11 protein-coding genes, 1 tRNA gene and 1 pseudogene are annotated in these 13,981 nt (G+C 74.8%); 8 read left to right on the top strand and 5 right to left on the bottom strand.

Translation table 11 applies throughout. The annotated features are described in order from the left end of the window. Positions 1 to 32: 32 nt before the first annotated feature. The 3 genes from AB0H83_RS09090 to AB0H83_RS09080 all read left to right on the top strand — a co-directional run bounded on the left by AB0H83_RS09090 (position 33) and on the right by AB0H83_RS09080 (position 2,620). Positions 33 to 722 carry a hypothetical protein gene (locus AB0H83_RS09090; RefSeq protein WP_360089378.1) on the top strand — a complete coding sequence of 230 codons (690 nt, stop codon included), beginning with the start codon at positions 33 to 35 and terminating at the stop codon, positions 720 to 722. A 74-nt stretch (positions 723 to 796) separates the two neighbouring features. Further along, positions 797 to 1,480 (top strand): ribonuclease HII, encoded by a 684-nt coding sequence (locus AB0H83_RS09085; RefSeq protein WP_360089375.1) that lies wholly within the window; start codon positions 797 to 799, stop codon positions 1,478 to 1,480. 228 nt (positions 1,481 to 1,708) lie between these two features. Then, on the top strand, positions 1,709 to 2,620 hold the full coding sequence (locus AB0H83_RS09080) for a DUF3500 domain-containing protein (RefSeq protein WP_360089969.1): 912 nt from the start codon (positions 1,709 to 1,711) through the stop codon (positions 2,618 to 2,620). Here AB0H83_RS09080 and AB0H83_RS09075 read toward each other — a convergent pair. From AB0H83_RS09075 to AB0H83_RS09065, 3 genes are all read right to left on the bottom strand, one after another. After that, positions 2,614 to 3,633, bottom strand: coding sequence for an arabinan endo-1,5-alpha-L-arabinosidase (locus tag AB0H83_RS09075; RefSeq protein WP_360089372.1), 1,020 nt, complete (start codon positions 3,631 to 3,633; stop codon positions 2,614 to 2,616). The genes AB0H83_RS09080 and AB0H83_RS09075 overlap by 7 nt on opposite strands. Positions 3,634 to 3,732: 99 nt before the next feature. Next, entirely contained in the window at positions 3,733 to 5,187 is a 1,455-nt protein-coding gene (locus AB0H83_RS09070; RefSeq protein ID WP_360089369.1) for a protein adenylyltransferase SelO, read from the bottom strand. Between the two features lie 46 nt (positions 5,188 to 5,233). Continuing rightward, a complete protein-coding gene (locus AB0H83_RS09065; protein WP_360089366.1) occupies positions 5,234 to 5,425 on the bottom strand; it encodes a hypothetical protein in 192 nt (63 codons plus the stop codon). A 94-nt stretch (positions 5,426 to 5,519) separates the two neighbouring features. On the opposite strand from AB0H83_RS09065, the gene AB0H83_RS09060 reads away from it, so the two are divergent. From AB0H83_RS09060 to AB0H83_RS09050, 3 genes are all read left to right on the top strand, one after another. Then, positions 5,520 to 5,646 (top strand) — tRNA-OTHER (locus tag AB0H83_RS09060). A 30-nt stretch (positions 5,647 to 5,676) separates the two neighbouring features. Beyond that, positions 5,677 to 7,845 carry a hypothetical protein gene (locus AB0H83_RS09055; protein ID WP_360089363.1) on the top strand — a complete coding sequence of 723 codons (2,169 nt, stop codon included), beginning with the start codon at positions 5,677 to 5,679 and terminating at the stop codon, positions 7,843 to 7,845. Between the two features lie 242 nt (positions 7,846 to 8,087). Continuing rightward, positions 8,088 to 9,944, top strand: a complete 1,857-nt coding sequence (locus tag AB0H83_RS09050; RefSeq protein ID WP_360089360.1) for a BTAD domain-containing putative transcriptional regulator — start codon at positions 8,088 to 8,090, stop codon at positions 9,942 to 9,944. On the opposite strand, the gene AB0H83_RS09045 is transcribed toward AB0H83_RS09050, so the two are convergent. Continuing rightward, positions 9,905 to 10,702 carry an SDR family NAD(P)-dependent oxidoreductase gene (locus AB0H83_RS09045; protein WP_360089356.1) on the bottom strand — a complete coding sequence of 266 codons (798 nt, stop codon included), beginning with the start codon at positions 10,700 to 10,702 and terminating at the stop codon, positions 9,905 to 9,907. The genes AB0H83_RS09050 and AB0H83_RS09045 overlap by 40 nt on opposite strands. 516 nt (positions 10,703 to 11,218) lie before the next feature. Between AB0H83_RS09045 and AB0H83_RS09040 the strand changes: the two genes are divergently transcribed. Both AB0H83_RS09040 and AB0H83_RS09035 read left to right on the top strand, forming a co-directional pair. Further along, complete coding sequence (locus tag AB0H83_RS09040; protein WP_360089353.1) at positions 11,219 to 11,590, top strand: hypothetical protein; 372 nt, start codon at positions 11,219 to 11,221, stop codon at positions 11,588 to 11,590. A gap of 3 nt (positions 11,591 to 11,593) precedes the next feature. Next, positions 11,594 to 11,686 (top strand): annotated as a pseudogene (locus tag AB0H83_RS09035) (IS982 family transposase); the annotation flags it as partial. A gap of 2 nt (positions 11,687 to 11,688) precedes the next feature. Here the strand turns inward: AB0H83_RS09035 and AB0H83_RS09030 are convergent. Next, positions 11,689 to 13,734, bottom strand: coding sequence for a DUF3105 domain-containing protein (locus tag AB0H83_RS09030; RefSeq protein ID WP_360089350.1), 2,046 nt, complete (start codon positions 13,732 to 13,734; stop codon positions 11,689 to 11,691). Between the last annotated feature and the right edge of the window lie 247 nt (positions 13,735 to 13,981).

The following is a 13,981-nucleotide window of genomic DNA, read 5'->3' as shown; positions in this document are numbered from 1 at the left end:
CATGGGCGGTCGGCGGCAGGTGAGGAGCGGGCATGCGGTGGTTCCGGCGGAAGCAGGCCGTGCAGCCGACGGTCGACCCGGCGCGGCAGGCGGCGCTGATCGCCGACGTCCGCCGGCAGTTCGGCGGGCACGTCCCGAGCCCGGCCCACGAGCAGGCCGGCGCGCTGGCCCACCTGCTGCGCGGTGACGACGGCGTGGCCGTCGCGACCCGGATCGTGCACGACACGGCCGAGCACGCCCACGCCGAGATCCGCACCCGGGCCGCCGCCCGCGGGCTCGGCCTGGACCGGCGCAACTACCGCGCCATGTACCGGCAGCTGGGCCCCGACCTGCAGTACCGGCTGGCGGACGGGGTGTCGCCGTTCCACCCGTACGTGCACCTGACCGCGGCCCTGAGCGCCATCGAGGCCGACGTCAAGCGGGCGATGGTGGTGACCGACCCGAACTGGCTGCTCATCCACACCCTGGAGCTGCTCGACCTCACCGTGTCCGGCTGGGAGTTCGCCCGGGTCCCGGTCACCGCCGACGCCGCCGGCCTCGTGTCCCGCCTCATCGCCACCGCGACCCGGATGCGCCTCACCGAGGACGAGCCCCCGGCCCTGCCCCCGGGCATCCGCGAGGTGATGCGCAGCAACCGCACCCTGCAGGTCCACGACCAGGCCGGCACCGTCGTCGGCACCATCAACGTCGGCGCGGAGACCCGCCGCTCGTTCCTGCGCTGAGGGGCCCCGGCGGCGTCTGGTTGACTGGGGCGCGTTCCGGCACGGGAACGGGATCATCGCGAGGGAGCTGGGCCTTGGCCGCACGAGTCGTCCGCAAGGTGACGCCGACGCTGGACGTGGAGACGTCGCTGTGGGACCGGGGGCACGTGACGGTCGCCGGCATGGACGAGGTCGGCCGCGGCGCGTGGGCCGGGCCGATCACCGTCGGCATCGCGGTGCTCGCCAAGGGCTGCCCGGCGGTGCCGGAGGGCCTCGCCGACTCGAAGTTCCTGTCGGAGGCGCAGCGCGAGCGGATGGTGCCGGTGGTGCGCTCGTGGGTCGGGCAGTGGGCTGTCGGGGAGGCGTCCGTCGAGGAGATCGACCGGCTCGGCGTCACCGCGGCGCTGCGGACCGCGGGCTGGCGGGCGCTCGCGGCGCTACCGGCGCACCCGGACGTGATCATCCTGGACGGCGCGCACGACTACCTCAGCGACCCGATGGAGGAGACGCTGTTCTGCCCGGAGCGCAGCATCCCGCCGGTGCGCACCGAGGTGAAGGGCGACGCCAGGTGCGCCGTCGTGGCCGCCGCGTCGGTGCTCGCCAAGTCGCACCGGGACCTGCAGATGGCCGCGCTCGCCGGGCAGTTCCCGCAGTACGGCTGGGAGCGCAACGCCGGCTACGCGGGCGCCGCCGAGCACGTCGACGGGGTCGCCGCACACGGGCTCAGCGTGCACCACCGCCGGTCGTGGCGGATCCCCGCGCAGCCTGCGGGGGCGTGAGCGGCCCGGAGCGTAGCGGAGGGGCCGCGAACCATGGGCGCAGTGTTGGCTCGCGGCGGCGCCGGAGCGTAGCGGAGGTGACGGCGTGACCGGTCCGGAGCGTAGCGGAGGTGACGGCGTGACCGGTCCGGAGCGTAGCGGAGGCGGCGGCGTGAGCGGTCCGGAGCGTAGCGGAGGCGGCGGCGTGAATGACCTGGTAGAAACGGCAGCATGACGACGGCGGCGGCGATGCGGGCCGAGGCGGCCGCCCTGCTGCGCGCGGCGCCGGCGGTCGGGCTGCCGTTCGGCGACGAACACCGCCGCTGGATCGAGTACCGGCCGCGCCCGAGGCCCGGGGTGAGCCTCGGCGCGCTCGACCCGGCGGCCCGCAAGACCGCGCACCGGCTGCTGGCGACCGCGCTGCGCCCGCACGCGTTCGCGCAGGTCAGCGTGATCCTGGCCCTGGAGGAGGTGCTGGACCGCGAGGAGGGCTACCGCCGTGGCCGGCACAGCAACGACTACTGGGTCGTCGTGTTCGGCACGCCGGAGCCGGGGCGGCGGTGGGGGTGGCGGTTCGAGGGGCACCACCTGTCGGTCACGATGACCCTCGACGGCGACACCGTGCACCCGACCCCGGTGTTCCTCGGCGCGAACCCCCTCGCGACCCGGCACCGCGGCCGTGTCGTGACCCGTCCCCTCGCCCCCGAGGAGGACCTCGGCTGGGCCGTGCTGGACGCCGTGCCCGCCGGGCTGCGCGACCGGGTGGTGCGGGCGCCCGCCGCACCGCCGGACATCCGCAGCGGGCCGCGGGCGGCGGTGCCGCCGGTCCCGCCCGGGGTCCCGGCGGTCGAGCTGCCCGACCCGGCCCGGCACCTGCTCGACGACCTCGTCGCGGTGTACCTGGAGCGGCTGCCCGCCGACATCGCCCCGGCCGTGGACCGCGACGCGCTGAGCTTCGCGTGGGAGGGCGCGACCGAGCGGACCGGCCGGCACTACTACCGGGTGCAGGGGCCCGACCTGCTCATCGAGTACGACAACACCGCCGACGACCTCAACCACGCCCACACCGTGCTGCGCCGCCCGGACAGTGATTTCGGCGGCGACGTCCTGGCCGGTCACCGCGCCGAGTGGCACGGGACCGGCCCGGACCGCGGTCAGTAGACGTACGGCCAGCCGGCGGAGTCCCAGCCGAGGCGGTTGATGCCCAGGAACGACGCGCCGCTGTCGGCGTAGTAGTGGTAGACGAGCACGTCGCCGTCGGTGTCGGCGATGACGGCCTGGTGCCCGGGCCCGTGGATGGCGCCGTGGCCGGCGAGGACCTGGGTGCCGCCGCCGGCGGTCAGCGCGGTGCCGTTGCGGTCCGTGTACGGGCCGGTGATGCTCGCCGACCGGCCGACCATGACCCGGTACGTGCTGGCCGCGCCCCGGCAGCACGCGTCGAACGACACGAACAGGTAGTAGGCGCCGCCGTGCCGGTACACGACCGGGGCCTCGACGGCGCCGTTCGCGGACGGCCGGGAGGCGAGGGACCGCACCGCCGGGTCGGTCGTGGAGCGGCGGCCGGTGGCCGGGTCGAGCCGGATCAGCTTGATCCCGCTCCAGAACGACCCGAAGGTCAGCCACCACTGCCCGGCGGCGTCCACAACCAGGTTCGGGTCGATGGCGTTGTAGTCGACGGCGGTGCTGCTGTCGATGACGAGCCCCTGGTTCGTCCACGAGCCGGACGCGCCGGTCGGGCTGGTCGCCAGGAAGATCGCCGAGCGCTGCGAGCCGAACGTCGACGCCGAGTAGTACAGGTAGTAGCGGCCGTTGCGGTACGAGATGTCGGGTGCCCACAGGGCGGCGCCGCCGGCGGTGTACGCGGTGGTCCAGGGCGCGCCGCCGGGCCAGACGACCCCGGCGTTGCGCCACGCGGTGCGGTCCGTGGACGTCTTGAGCGGCAGGTTGTTGCCGGTGGCGGCGAGCAGGTAGGTGCCGGCGGGCGTCTTCGTCACCGACGGGTCGTGCACCCTGGTGTCGCCGGTGACGACACCGGGGTTCGGGTACGCGGCGAGGGTGGTGCCGGTCGCCGCGCCGGCCGGGTGCAGCGCGATCAGGGTGAGGCCGGCGGCCACGAGCGGCACGGTGAACAGCGCGAACAGGCGCCGGCGGGCGGGGTGTGGGGGAGCGGTCATCGACCTTCCGATCCTTGAGGCGGATCCGGATTGTGAGCGCTCTCATGTATAAGGGTCAATGCCATGCCCCCCGTCGCAGCGGGCGTGACCGTGGAAGTTTCAGGTGCCGCAGAAGGTCTGGTACGCGCCGAAGTCCGCCGGGGCGGGCTCGGCGTAACGGTCCAGGCCCGGCCGTGGCGTGAAGGGGTCGCTCACCACGTCGACGAGCCGCTCGAACGGGTCCAGGTCGCCGCCGGTCGCGGCGGCCAGGGCCTCCTCGACCAGGTGGTTGCGCGGGATGTACACCGGGTTCACCCGGTCCATCGCGTCCGCGTCGGGCCCGGCCGCCAGCCAGCGCGCGACCCAGGCGGCGCCGAGCGGGCCGGGCAGCAGCCGGCCGGCGGGTCCGGCGTCGCCCCGGGCCGCCGCGGCGAGGGCCCGGTAGGTCGACGTGTGGTCGGCGACGCCGGTCTCCATCAGCGTGAGCAGGTCCGTGACCAGGGCCGCGGCGTCCACGTCGGCGAGCCCCGCCGGCAGGCCGAGCTTCGCCCGCATACCGGCCGTCCAGACGGCCTCGTACCGGGGACGGAACCCGCCGAGGGAGTCCACGGCGAGCGCGACGGCGCGCTCCTGGTCCTCGTCGATGAGCGGTAGCAGCGCCTCGGCGAGCCGGGCCAGGTTCCACTCCGCGACGAGCGGCTGGTTGCCGTACGCGTACCGCCCGCCGTGGTCGATCGAGCTGTACACCGTCGCCGGGTGGTAGGCGTCCATGAACGCGCACGGGCCGTAGTCGATGGTCTCGCCGGAGATCGTCATGTTGTCGGTGTTCATCACCCCGTGCACGAAGCCGGCGAGCATCCACCGGGCGACGAGCGACGCCTGCGCGGCGACGACCGCCTCGAACAGCGCCAGATACGGCCGCTGCGCGCCGGCGGCCGCCGGGTGGTGCCGGGCGATCGCGTGGTCGGCGAGGCGCCGCAGCAGGCCGGCGTCGCCGGTGAGCGCGGCGTACTGGAAGCTGCCGACCCGCAGGTGACTGCCGGCGACCCGGACCAGCACGGCGCCCGGCAGCAACGTCTCCCGGCGCACCGGCCGGCCGGTCGCCACGACCGCCAGGGACCTGGTGGTGGGGATGCCCAGGGCGTGCATGGCCCGGCTGACGACGTATTCGCGCAGCATCGGCCCGACCGCGGCCAGCCCGTCGCCGCCGCGGGCGAACGGGGTGCGGCCCGACCCCTTCAGGTGCAGGTCACGGACCTCGCCGGCGGTGTCGACGAGCTCGCCGAGCAGCAGCGCCCGGCCGTCGCCCAGCCGCGGGGAGAACCCGCCGAACTGGTGCCCGGCGTAGGCCTGGGCGACCGGGGTGGCGCCGGCCGGGACGTCGGCGCCGATCAGCAGCCGCACCCCGTCGGGGCCGCGCAGCCACGCCGGGTCGAGCCCCAGCTCGGCCGCGAGGTCCGCGTCGAACGCGAGCAGCCGCGGCTCGGCGACCTCCTCGGCCTGCCAGGGCACCGCCATCTCCGCCAGGTCCCGGGCGAAACGGTTGTCCAGGGTCACGGTCGTCGCGCTGCTCACCCGACCGAGCGTACGTCGGGCGCCGCCGTACCCGACGTGGGCGCCGTCACGCGGGCTCGCGGACGCCGCCCGTCCCGCCGTCGCCGTCGCCGTCACCGCCGTCGCCGGGCATCGGCTCGACCGGGGCCGCCGGCAGCTCGTCCAGCGTGCCGGGCAGCAGCTCACCCGGATCGTCCGGCATCGGCTCACGCGGGTCGATCGGCGGGTACTCCTCGGGGTCAAGATCCGGATTCGTCATGCCAGCAGTATCTGGCACCACCGGGCCGCGCGCCTCCCGGCGGCGGGCGAAATCGATGGCCGTCGGGGGCCCGGCGGTGCGATGATCGACGCCTGGGTCGCTAGCTCAAGTGGCAGAGCATTCGACTGAGAGCCCGTCCGCTCTCCGCCTGCGCGGGTATGGACGTGCTTCCTTCTCCTTGTTGGATCGAAGGGTTCGGGGTTCGAGTCCCCGGCGACCCACCCATGCCGCCTGCGGAGACGGGGGACCGTGTGCTCGAGAAGCTGATCATTCGCAAGACGCTGCGGGTGCCGGCGAGCACCGGCGCGGCCGGTGACGGCTCGGCGGTGGCCCGCCAGCTGGACGCGGCGCTGCTCGACGCCGGGTTCTCCGCGTCGCGGGCGCTGCTGGAGCACGTCGGCGCCCTCGCGCCGGCGCCGGCGATGGACCTCGCCGCCACGGTCGTGTCCGCGGTGCGCGAGCTGGTCGGCGACCACGTCCAGCACAACGCCTACTTCATCGGCTTCCCGCACGACGTGCCGGACACCGTCGAGTTCTGGGTCGAGCGGCTGCGCGCGGCCGTGCTCGCCGGCGGCGGCACCCCGGCCGCGGTGACCGAGGCACAGCTGCGCGCCGCGGTCACCCACGGCGGGGTGAACCTGCTCGACCTGCCCGGGTACGGCACGTACCAGCACACCTACGACGAGCTGCTGGCCGCGCACGACGCGTTCGTCAGCGCCGCCGGCGACCGGCTGACGGTGCTGCACCTGGGCGGGACCGCCGAGGTGGAGGCGCAGCGGCTCTACCTGGCCCTGGCCGGCGGGATGACCCCGCTCGGCGAGGCGGACCTCGCCATCCTCAGCGAGCTGGCGCTCGCCTGCCTCGACGGCGCGCAGCCGGACACGGTCCCGGTGCGGGAGCACCGCGCCGTGCTCAACGGCGTCCGGCTCGTCCTGGGCCGGCCGCTGGTCGCCGTCGACACCACCACCGACGTGCTGCGCCTGGCCTGTCAGGTCTCCGGCGGGGACGCCTCGCTGGCGACGCCGGCCCGGTTCCGCTCGTTCCGGCGTCCGGAGCGGCGGGTCCTGCTGGCCGCGCTGGACGCGGTCGTCGCGGCGAGCCCGGAGAAGCTCGGTGACGTCGCGCGGTACGCGGAGCGGTGGAAGCGCCTGGGGGAGCGGCTGCACCCGCACGAGCACCGCCAGTGGCCGCACGCGCAGGAGGTGTTCGCGGTCGCCCGCGGCGAGCGGCGGGTCCGCAACCTCGCCGGGCGTGCCGAGGCGGCGATCAGCGCCGGGGCCATCGCACCGGCGGCGCGGGTGCTGTCGGCCGCGCCGGGCCTGCTGCTGCGCTCCGCGGACCGGCTGCTGCGGCTGGCGTCGCCGGCCGAGCAGGCCGCCGTGGTCGAGCAGGTCACCGGCGCGCTCGGCACCGCGTCGGGGCGGGTGCTCTGCTCGCTGCGCGAGCACGTCGGCAACCGGCTCACGCCCGCGACGGCCCGCATGTATGTGAACCGCTCGCGCCGCGCCTGGACCGGCCCGGACCAGCGGCCGCCGCTGCCGGCTGGCCTCGTCGCGGAGCTGTCCGCGCTGCTCGACGCGCAGATCGGCGCCCGGCTGCCGCAGCCGCGGCGGCCGCTGCTGGTGGACCCGGACGTGCTCGACGTCGCGCTGCCCCTGTCGGGCAAGGCGGCCGAGGGCGGCTTCGCGGTGCTGCCGCGCGGTTCGCGGGCGCCGGTCACCGGTGAGCTGCTGCGCTTCTTCACCTACTGGCGCCAGACCAGCCGCCGCACCGACTTCGACCTGTCGGTGCTGCTGCTCGACGACGGGTACCACACGGCGGGCCAGGTGTCGTGGACCAACTACCACCACGACGGCATCGTGCACTCCGGCGACATCACCGACGCGCCGGACGGCGCGACCGAGTTCATCGACGTGCCCCTGACGATCGGCGTGCGCTACGTGGTGCCGCAGGTGCACATCTACTCGGGCGAGTCGTTCGACGAGGTCGCCGAGTCGATGTTCGGGTACCAGACCCGCGCCCTGGACCAGCGCGGCGCGCCGTTCGACGCCCGCACCGTGCGGGCCCGCTCGGACCTGCGCGGCCCGGGCCGCATCGCGCTGCCGATGGTGTTCGCCAACGGCGGGCAGGGCTGGCAGGCCGTGTGGCTGCACCTGTACCTGCACGGCCGGGCGTCCTTCAACCGGGTGGAGGACAACACGTTCACCACCGCCGACCGGGTCCGGGCCTTGATGGAGCGGCGGTACCTCACCGTGGCCTACCTCGTCGACCTGTGGCGGTCGCGGGCCGAGGTGACGACCTGGGACGGCCGGCTGCCGCAGGAGCCGGTCACGTTCATCGGCCTCGAGGCGCCGGAGGGCCTGCCGGACGGCTCGGAGGTCTACACGCTGGACCGGCTCAGGGAGCTGATCCCGGCATAAGCGGCGGCGGCCGAGGCCATGTGGGCGCTTCCTTCTTTCCGTTCGAGTCGGGAGCCCCCGCGCAAGCGGGGGATCTGGTAGTCAGCGTCCACGCTCTCCTCGGCCGTCGCGTCACCCCGACCACGCACCGGCCCGTCCGGTTGCCTCGGGCTGGTGTCGTACATGCGGCTGACAGGCGAATGGATCATTGGGGAACCTTTAGGGCTCCAACGGAAAGATCTAGACCGGTCGCGTGAGGTGTCGTGAACAACGCCATGGGCAGCGCCGTGGGCAGTGCCCATGGCGGCTCCGCCGGCGGTGTCGTCGGCGGCACCGGCACGGGCCTCACGGTCGGTGTGCTCGGCCCCACGCTCGTGCGGCGGGACGGCACCGACGTCGCCGTCGGCGGGCCGGCGCCGCGGACGGTGCTGTGCCGGCTGGTCGTCGCCGGCGGCCGGTACGTGTCCATCGACGCGCTGGTCGACAGCCTGTGGCCGCACGACCCGCCGCCGAGCGCCCGGATCACCGCGCAGGGCTACCTGTCGGTGCTGCGCCGGGCCCTCGAACCGGACCGGCCGGCCAGAGCGCCCGGGCGGCTGCTCGTCCGCGACGGCACCGGGTACGCGCTGCGGCTGGAGCCGGGCACGCTGGACACCGACCGGTTCGCCGCGGCCCTGCGCCGGGGCCGGGACCTGCTCGACGGCGGCGACCCCCGCGCCGCCCTCACCCGCCTCGACGAGGCGCTCGCGCTGTGGCGGGGACCCGCCTACGCCGACTGCGCCGACCGCGTGTTCGTGCTCGCCGAGGCGCAACGGCTGCGGGAGCTGCGCACCGCCGCCACCGAGCACCGGCTCGCGGCGCTCATCGAGCTCGGCGCGCACGAGACGGCGGCCGCGCAGCTGCGGGCGTTCCTCGCCGCGTATCCGCTGCGCGAACGCGCCTGGGCGCTGCTGGCGCGGGCGCTGTACCTGGCCGGCCGGCAGGGCGACGCCCTCACGGTGCTGCGTGACGCCCGGCACCGCCTGATGGACGAGCTCGGCGCCGAACCCGGCGCGGAGCTCACCGGGCTGCACCACGAGATTCTGGACCGCATGGCCGGCGGGCCACCGGCGGGCAACCTGCCGCACGCCGTGTCCGCGCTGGTCGGGCGGGAGGCGCAGGTACGGGCGGTGGACGGCCTGCTGCGCCGGCACCGCCTGGTCACGCTCACCGGTGCCGCCGGGATGGGCAAGACCCGCCTCGCCCTCGCCGTGGCGGCGGCCCGCACCGACGCCGACGGGCCGTGGTTCGCCGACGTAGCCGGCCTGCCCGAGCCCGCGGCGCTCGCTGCCCGCGTCTGCGCGGCGCTGCGGATCCCCGGCCGCGGCGACACCGGCGCCCTCGTCGCGGCGCTGCGGTCGCGGCGGGTGCTGCTGGTCGTGGACGGCTGCGAGCACCCCGCCGCCGGCGCGCTCGTCTCGGCCCTGCTCAACGCCTGCCCGCAGGTGCGGGTCCTGGCCACCGGCCGGGAGCCGCTGCGCGTCGACGGCGAGCAGCTGTTCGAGGTGCCGCCGCTGTCCGGCGACGAGGCGGTCGAGCTGTTCACCGAGCGTGCCGCGGCGGTGCTCAGCGGCTGGTCGCCCGGGCCCGGCGAGCGGCAGCTGGTCGCCCGGATCTGCGCGGCGCTGGACGGCATGCCGCTGGCGATCGAGTTCGCCGCCGCGCAGATCCGGATGCTGTCGCCGGCGCAGATCCTGGAGCACCTCGACGACCGGTTCGCGGTGCTGGCCGGTGCCCGCACCACACTGCTCGAGCTGATGGACGCCTGGTACGAGCGGCTCACCGGCGCCGAACAGCGGCTGCTGCAGGCCCTGGCGGTGTTCGACGGCGGGTTCGGGCTGGCCGCGGCCGGCGCTGTCGCGGGGCGCGGCAACGTCCTGGCCGACCTGACCGCCCTGGTGGAGAAGTCGCTGGTGACGGTCGTGGCCGGGACCGGCGAGCGGCGGTTCGCGCTGCTGCAGACCGTCCGGCAGTACGCGGTGCGCCGCACACCCGCCGAACGCCGGCAGGCGCTGGGCGAACGGCACACCGCGTGGCTGGCTCAGGCCGCCGGGCCGCCCTGCTCGTCCCCGGGCAGCTGAACCCCGGTGAGGTCGGCGCAGTGCGCCAGCAGCGCCTCCAGCAGCGCCGGGTCCAGGACGGTGCCGTCCGGCTGCCAGTCCCGGTCGGTGAAGTACCGGCCGGTGACCTGGACGCCGGGGCCGGTGCCGGTGGCGAGGCGCACCTCGGCCCGGGCGGCGTCCTCGGGGTCGGCCGGCGCGGTGTCCCCGCCCATCTTGGTGCGCACCCAGCCGGGGTCCAGCGCGTTGCTCAGCGTCGACGGCCAGCGGCGGGCGATCGCGACGGCGAGCATCAGGTCCAGCAGCTTCGTCGTCGAGTACGCCGTGAAGCCGTTCCACGGGCGCCGGTCGAACTGCAGGTCGGCGAGGTCCACGGCGCCGCCGGCGGCCATCGCCGAGGACACGAACACCAGCCGCCCCGGCTGCGGCAGCAGCGCCGTGAGCAGGTACGGCGCGAGCACGTTGACCTGGAACATCGACTCCAGGCCGTCGCCGGTCAGCTCCCGCTCCGAACTGTCCAGGCGGGCGATGCCGGCGTTGTGCACGACGGCGTCGAGGCGGCCGTACGCCCGCAGGGAGCCGGCGAGGGCCGTGGTCCCGGCCAGTGAGCTCAGGTCGCCGACCGCGACGCCGGCCGCGCCCGGCAGCGCCGCCTTGGCGTCCGCGGCGCGGTCCTCATTACGGGCGTGCACGATCACCCGGTGCCCGCCGGCGATGAGCTGTGCCGCGGCGTGCCGGCCGATGCCGTCGGCGGATCCGGTGACAAGAACGGTGCGCATGAATTGTCCCTTCGTTGTGTGCGCCCCCACGATGATCGTGACCGTTGGGAGCCCGTCGGGACCTGGTTGGGACCTGGTTGGAGTCCGGTTGGAGACGGCCTCCGGTGCCGTGCGACCGGCATGCACCGTTGCGCGTGCCGGTCGCACGGTAGCTTTCAGGCGGAAGATTCTCGGCCGGGACCAGTGGAACGTGGATCTCGACGATCGTTGCCATGCCGCCTGATCTAACAGGAAGCGCCCGGCGTCCGCTGCCGACCCGCCGACCGATCCCGTCGGCACAGCCGAAGCGTCCAGCAACCGTATGCTCTGCCCGTGGCGGTCAAAGGCGGTGTCGTCGCCGGGCTGGCGTTGCTGGTGCTTGCCGGGTGCGGGGGTTCGACGAGGCGGGGGCCGGCCCCGGCGCCGGCGCCGTGGCGTTCGAGCCGGACGGCGCCGGCGCCTGTGGTTGTCGCGTCGGCGAGTGCGAGCCCCAGCGCCGGCGGCAGTCCCACCCTGGCGGTCGGCGCGGTGGCGAGCGTGCAGATGATGCGGACCGAGCCTGAGGTCGTCAGGCCGTTCGCGTGTACACCGCCGGCGCCGGAGCGGCCCGAGGTCATCGTCGAGGTGGCGCCGGTCGGTCCGGGGACGGTGGACCTGGTCGTGAGGCTGGAGTACGCCGCCGACACCGATAGCGACCGCTACCGTGGCGCCGTGCCGATGCGATTCGACGCCGCGCGGAACGTGTTCGCCTACCGGTTGCCGGCGGTCAGCCGGGCCAACCTGTCGCCGCGGACCGCGAACATCATCCTCACCGTGCACGTCGAACACCGCGTGGACCCACGGGAGCTCGCGGCACCGGCGTCGTTCACGGGATTCATCCGAGTCGTTGAAAGCTGCCCGGACCGCTAGGCCGTCAACGACACCCTCAAAGGCCAACTCGACCTCGAACTCCACGGCGGACGCAGCATCGAAGGCGTCACCGCCCGCGCCGCCCGACGCCTCCTACGTCAGTTCTTGCCGAGGTCGCGGGGTGTGGTGCCGGTTTCGGAGATGATGCTGCCGCTGGAGCAGGTCGTGCCGGGCTCCAGGGTGGCGTTCTGCCTGAGCGCGGCGATGAACGTGTCGATGCGTCGATCGTCGGCCCGGTCGGCCATCAGCTGGTAGCCCCATGCCTGCAGCGAGATCGGCTTGCGCAGGCCGGGGAACGGGCTCATCAGCATGAAGTCGCGGCCGCGGACCTTCGTGGCCAGGGCCTCGACCTGATCGGCCGGCAGGTCGGGGTGGTACGTGATCCAGACCGCGCCGTGCTCGAGGCTGTGCACCGCGTGCTCGCTGGCGATCGGCGCGGGGTACACGTCGCCGAGGCAGCGCTGCCAGTTGGGGTTGTGCGGTCCGCCGGCGGGCGGTTGGTACTTGTAGTTGATCGGGCCCCAGCTGTGCGCCTGATCGAGCGAGTCCGGATCCGTCTGGCCGTAGTTGACGATGCCGTCGATCTGTGCGGCGCGATCCTGCCAGGTGCGGCTCTTGTCCTGATAGATCCGGTAGGTCTGGTAGCCGGCGAAGCCGATGAGGCCGAGGACGACGACCGCGACGGCGGCGATCACCGCGATCACCGTGGTCGCCGCCCCGCCGCTGCGCTGCCCGCCGTTGCCGGTGCCCACCGTGGCGGCATACGGGGCCGCCACGCCCGGCGCAACGGTGCCCGGTGCGGGCGGCTGCGCCATGCCCCACCGGCCGGCGGTGGCCGGCGCCGTGGTGGCCGGCGGCGCCGTGGTGCCCGGCGGCGGGGCGGCGGCGTTCGGCCATGGCGCGACCGCCGGGGCGGCGGGGGTGGTCGGCGGGGCAGCGGGGGCGGTCGCCGGGGCGGCGATCGCGGCCATGCCGGACGGGACAGGGTGGGTGTTCGCCGCGGGCGCCACCACGGCCGGGATCGCCGGTGCCGGTGCCGGTGTGGCCGCCTCGTCGCCCGGCAGCCGGCCGGGACCGACGGGGCTGAACAGGCTGCCTTCGGCGACGACGAGTTCGGGCTGGTCGATGACGGTCGGCGCAATGCCCAGGGTGCGGTGCAGCACCGTGGCCGCCAGCGGGATGCGGGACGATCCGCCGACGAGGAACACCCCGCTGATCTCCTCGCGCGGGATGCCGGACTCACGCAGGGTGGCCAGGGTGAGCGCCGCGGTCCGTTCGAGGACCGGCAGGGCCGCCTTCTCGAACTCCTCACGCGTGAGGTGCAACGTCGTGTCGACCAGCGGAATGGTCAGGTCGGCCGCGGCGTGGCGGGACAACTGCTCCTTCGCGGCGCGGGCGGCCCGCCACAGCAGCTGCCGCGCCTGCTGGTCGGCCGGGTCCTGCGGCCAGTCCAACCGCCCCCACTGCGCTCCCGCGCTGCCGGTCACCGACCGGGCGTGCCGGACGATCGCCGCATCGAGGTCCAGCCCGCCCACGTCGTCGAGGCCGGTGCTGGCGACCACCTCGAACCCGGCCGCCGACGGCCGCACGACGCTGACGTCGAACGTGCCCGCACCCAGGTCGTACACGACGAGGCAACGGCCCGGCGTGATCTGCCGGTCGAGCACCGAGGCGAAGTAGGCGGCCGCGGCCACCGGCTCCGGGACCAGGCCGGCCTCGCCCAGCCCGGCCTGCCGCGCCGCCTCGGCAAGCACGCTCTTCCTGGCCCGGCCCCAGGTGGCCGGGTGGGTGATCACGACGTCCGCCGGCGGCCGGCCGGCAACGCGCCGGGCTTCCGTCGCGACCCGCTGCAACACCGCCCCGATCAGCTCGGTCACCCGCAGCTCACGCTCGCCCAGCCACACGGTGGTGTCATCGATGCGTCGTTTCGGGTTGGCCTCGAAGCCGGCGGGGAACGACAACGCGGCGCGCTCGGCATCGGCTCCGGTCAGGACCGTCCCGTCCGGCCCGACGAACACCGCCGACGCCAGCAACGGTGACACATCGAACAGCAACGACCGCAGCCGCCCGTCGGGACCCAGCAGCGATGCTGCCGTAGCCGAGGTGCCGAAGTCGATCCCCAGGCGGTACGTGTCGCTTCCCACGCATGCGAGGCTAGCGATCGGCGGCGTGGATCGAAAACCCGCCGTCGGCGCGCGAGCGGGCCGGCGGGGCGAGGTGCGGGTATGTGCTCGCCCGGCGGCGCATGAGGATGAAGACTGGCGGGCATGGCTGATCTGAGTGATCCGAAGGCTGTGTTGCACCACTACCTGCGGGAGACTCGCGACGACCTGATCTGGAAGCTCGACGGGCTGAGCGAACGCGAGGCCAGGCTGCCGCGCACCGCGACCG

The organism is Dactylosporangium sp. NPDC050688, from assembly GCF_040654515.1.
In the GTDB taxonomy this organism is placed as follows: domain Bacteria; phylum Actinomycetota; class Actinomycetes; order Mycobacteriales; family Micromonosporaceae; genus Dactylosporangium.
Note: the sequence above shows the minus strand (reverse complement) of the source record. Positions and strands in the feature narration are given on the sequence as shown.

Bases quoted from the DNA above. Each gene is read 5' to 3' on its own strand.
- AB0H83_RS09065 (WP_360089366.1), bottom strand. From the start codon at position 5,425: ATGACGAATCCGGATCTTGACCCCGAGGAGTACCCGCCGATCGACCCG.
- AB0H83_RS09080 (WP_360089969.1), top strand. From the start codon at position 1,709: ATGCGGGCCGAGGCGGCCGCCCTGCTGCGCGCGGCGCCGGCGGTCGGG.
- AB0H83_RS09090 (WP_360089378.1), top strand. From the start codon at position 33: ATGCGGTGGTTCCGGCGGAAGCAGGCCGTGCAGCCGACGGTCGACCCG.
- AB0H83_RS09045 (WP_360089356.1), bottom strand. From the start codon at position 10,702: ATGCGCACCGTTCTTGTCACCGGATCCGCCGACGGCATCGGCCGGCAC.
- AB0H83_RS09075 (WP_360089372.1), bottom strand. From the start codon at position 3,633: ATGACCGCTCCCCCACACCCCGCCCGCCGGCGCCTGTTCGCGCTGTTC.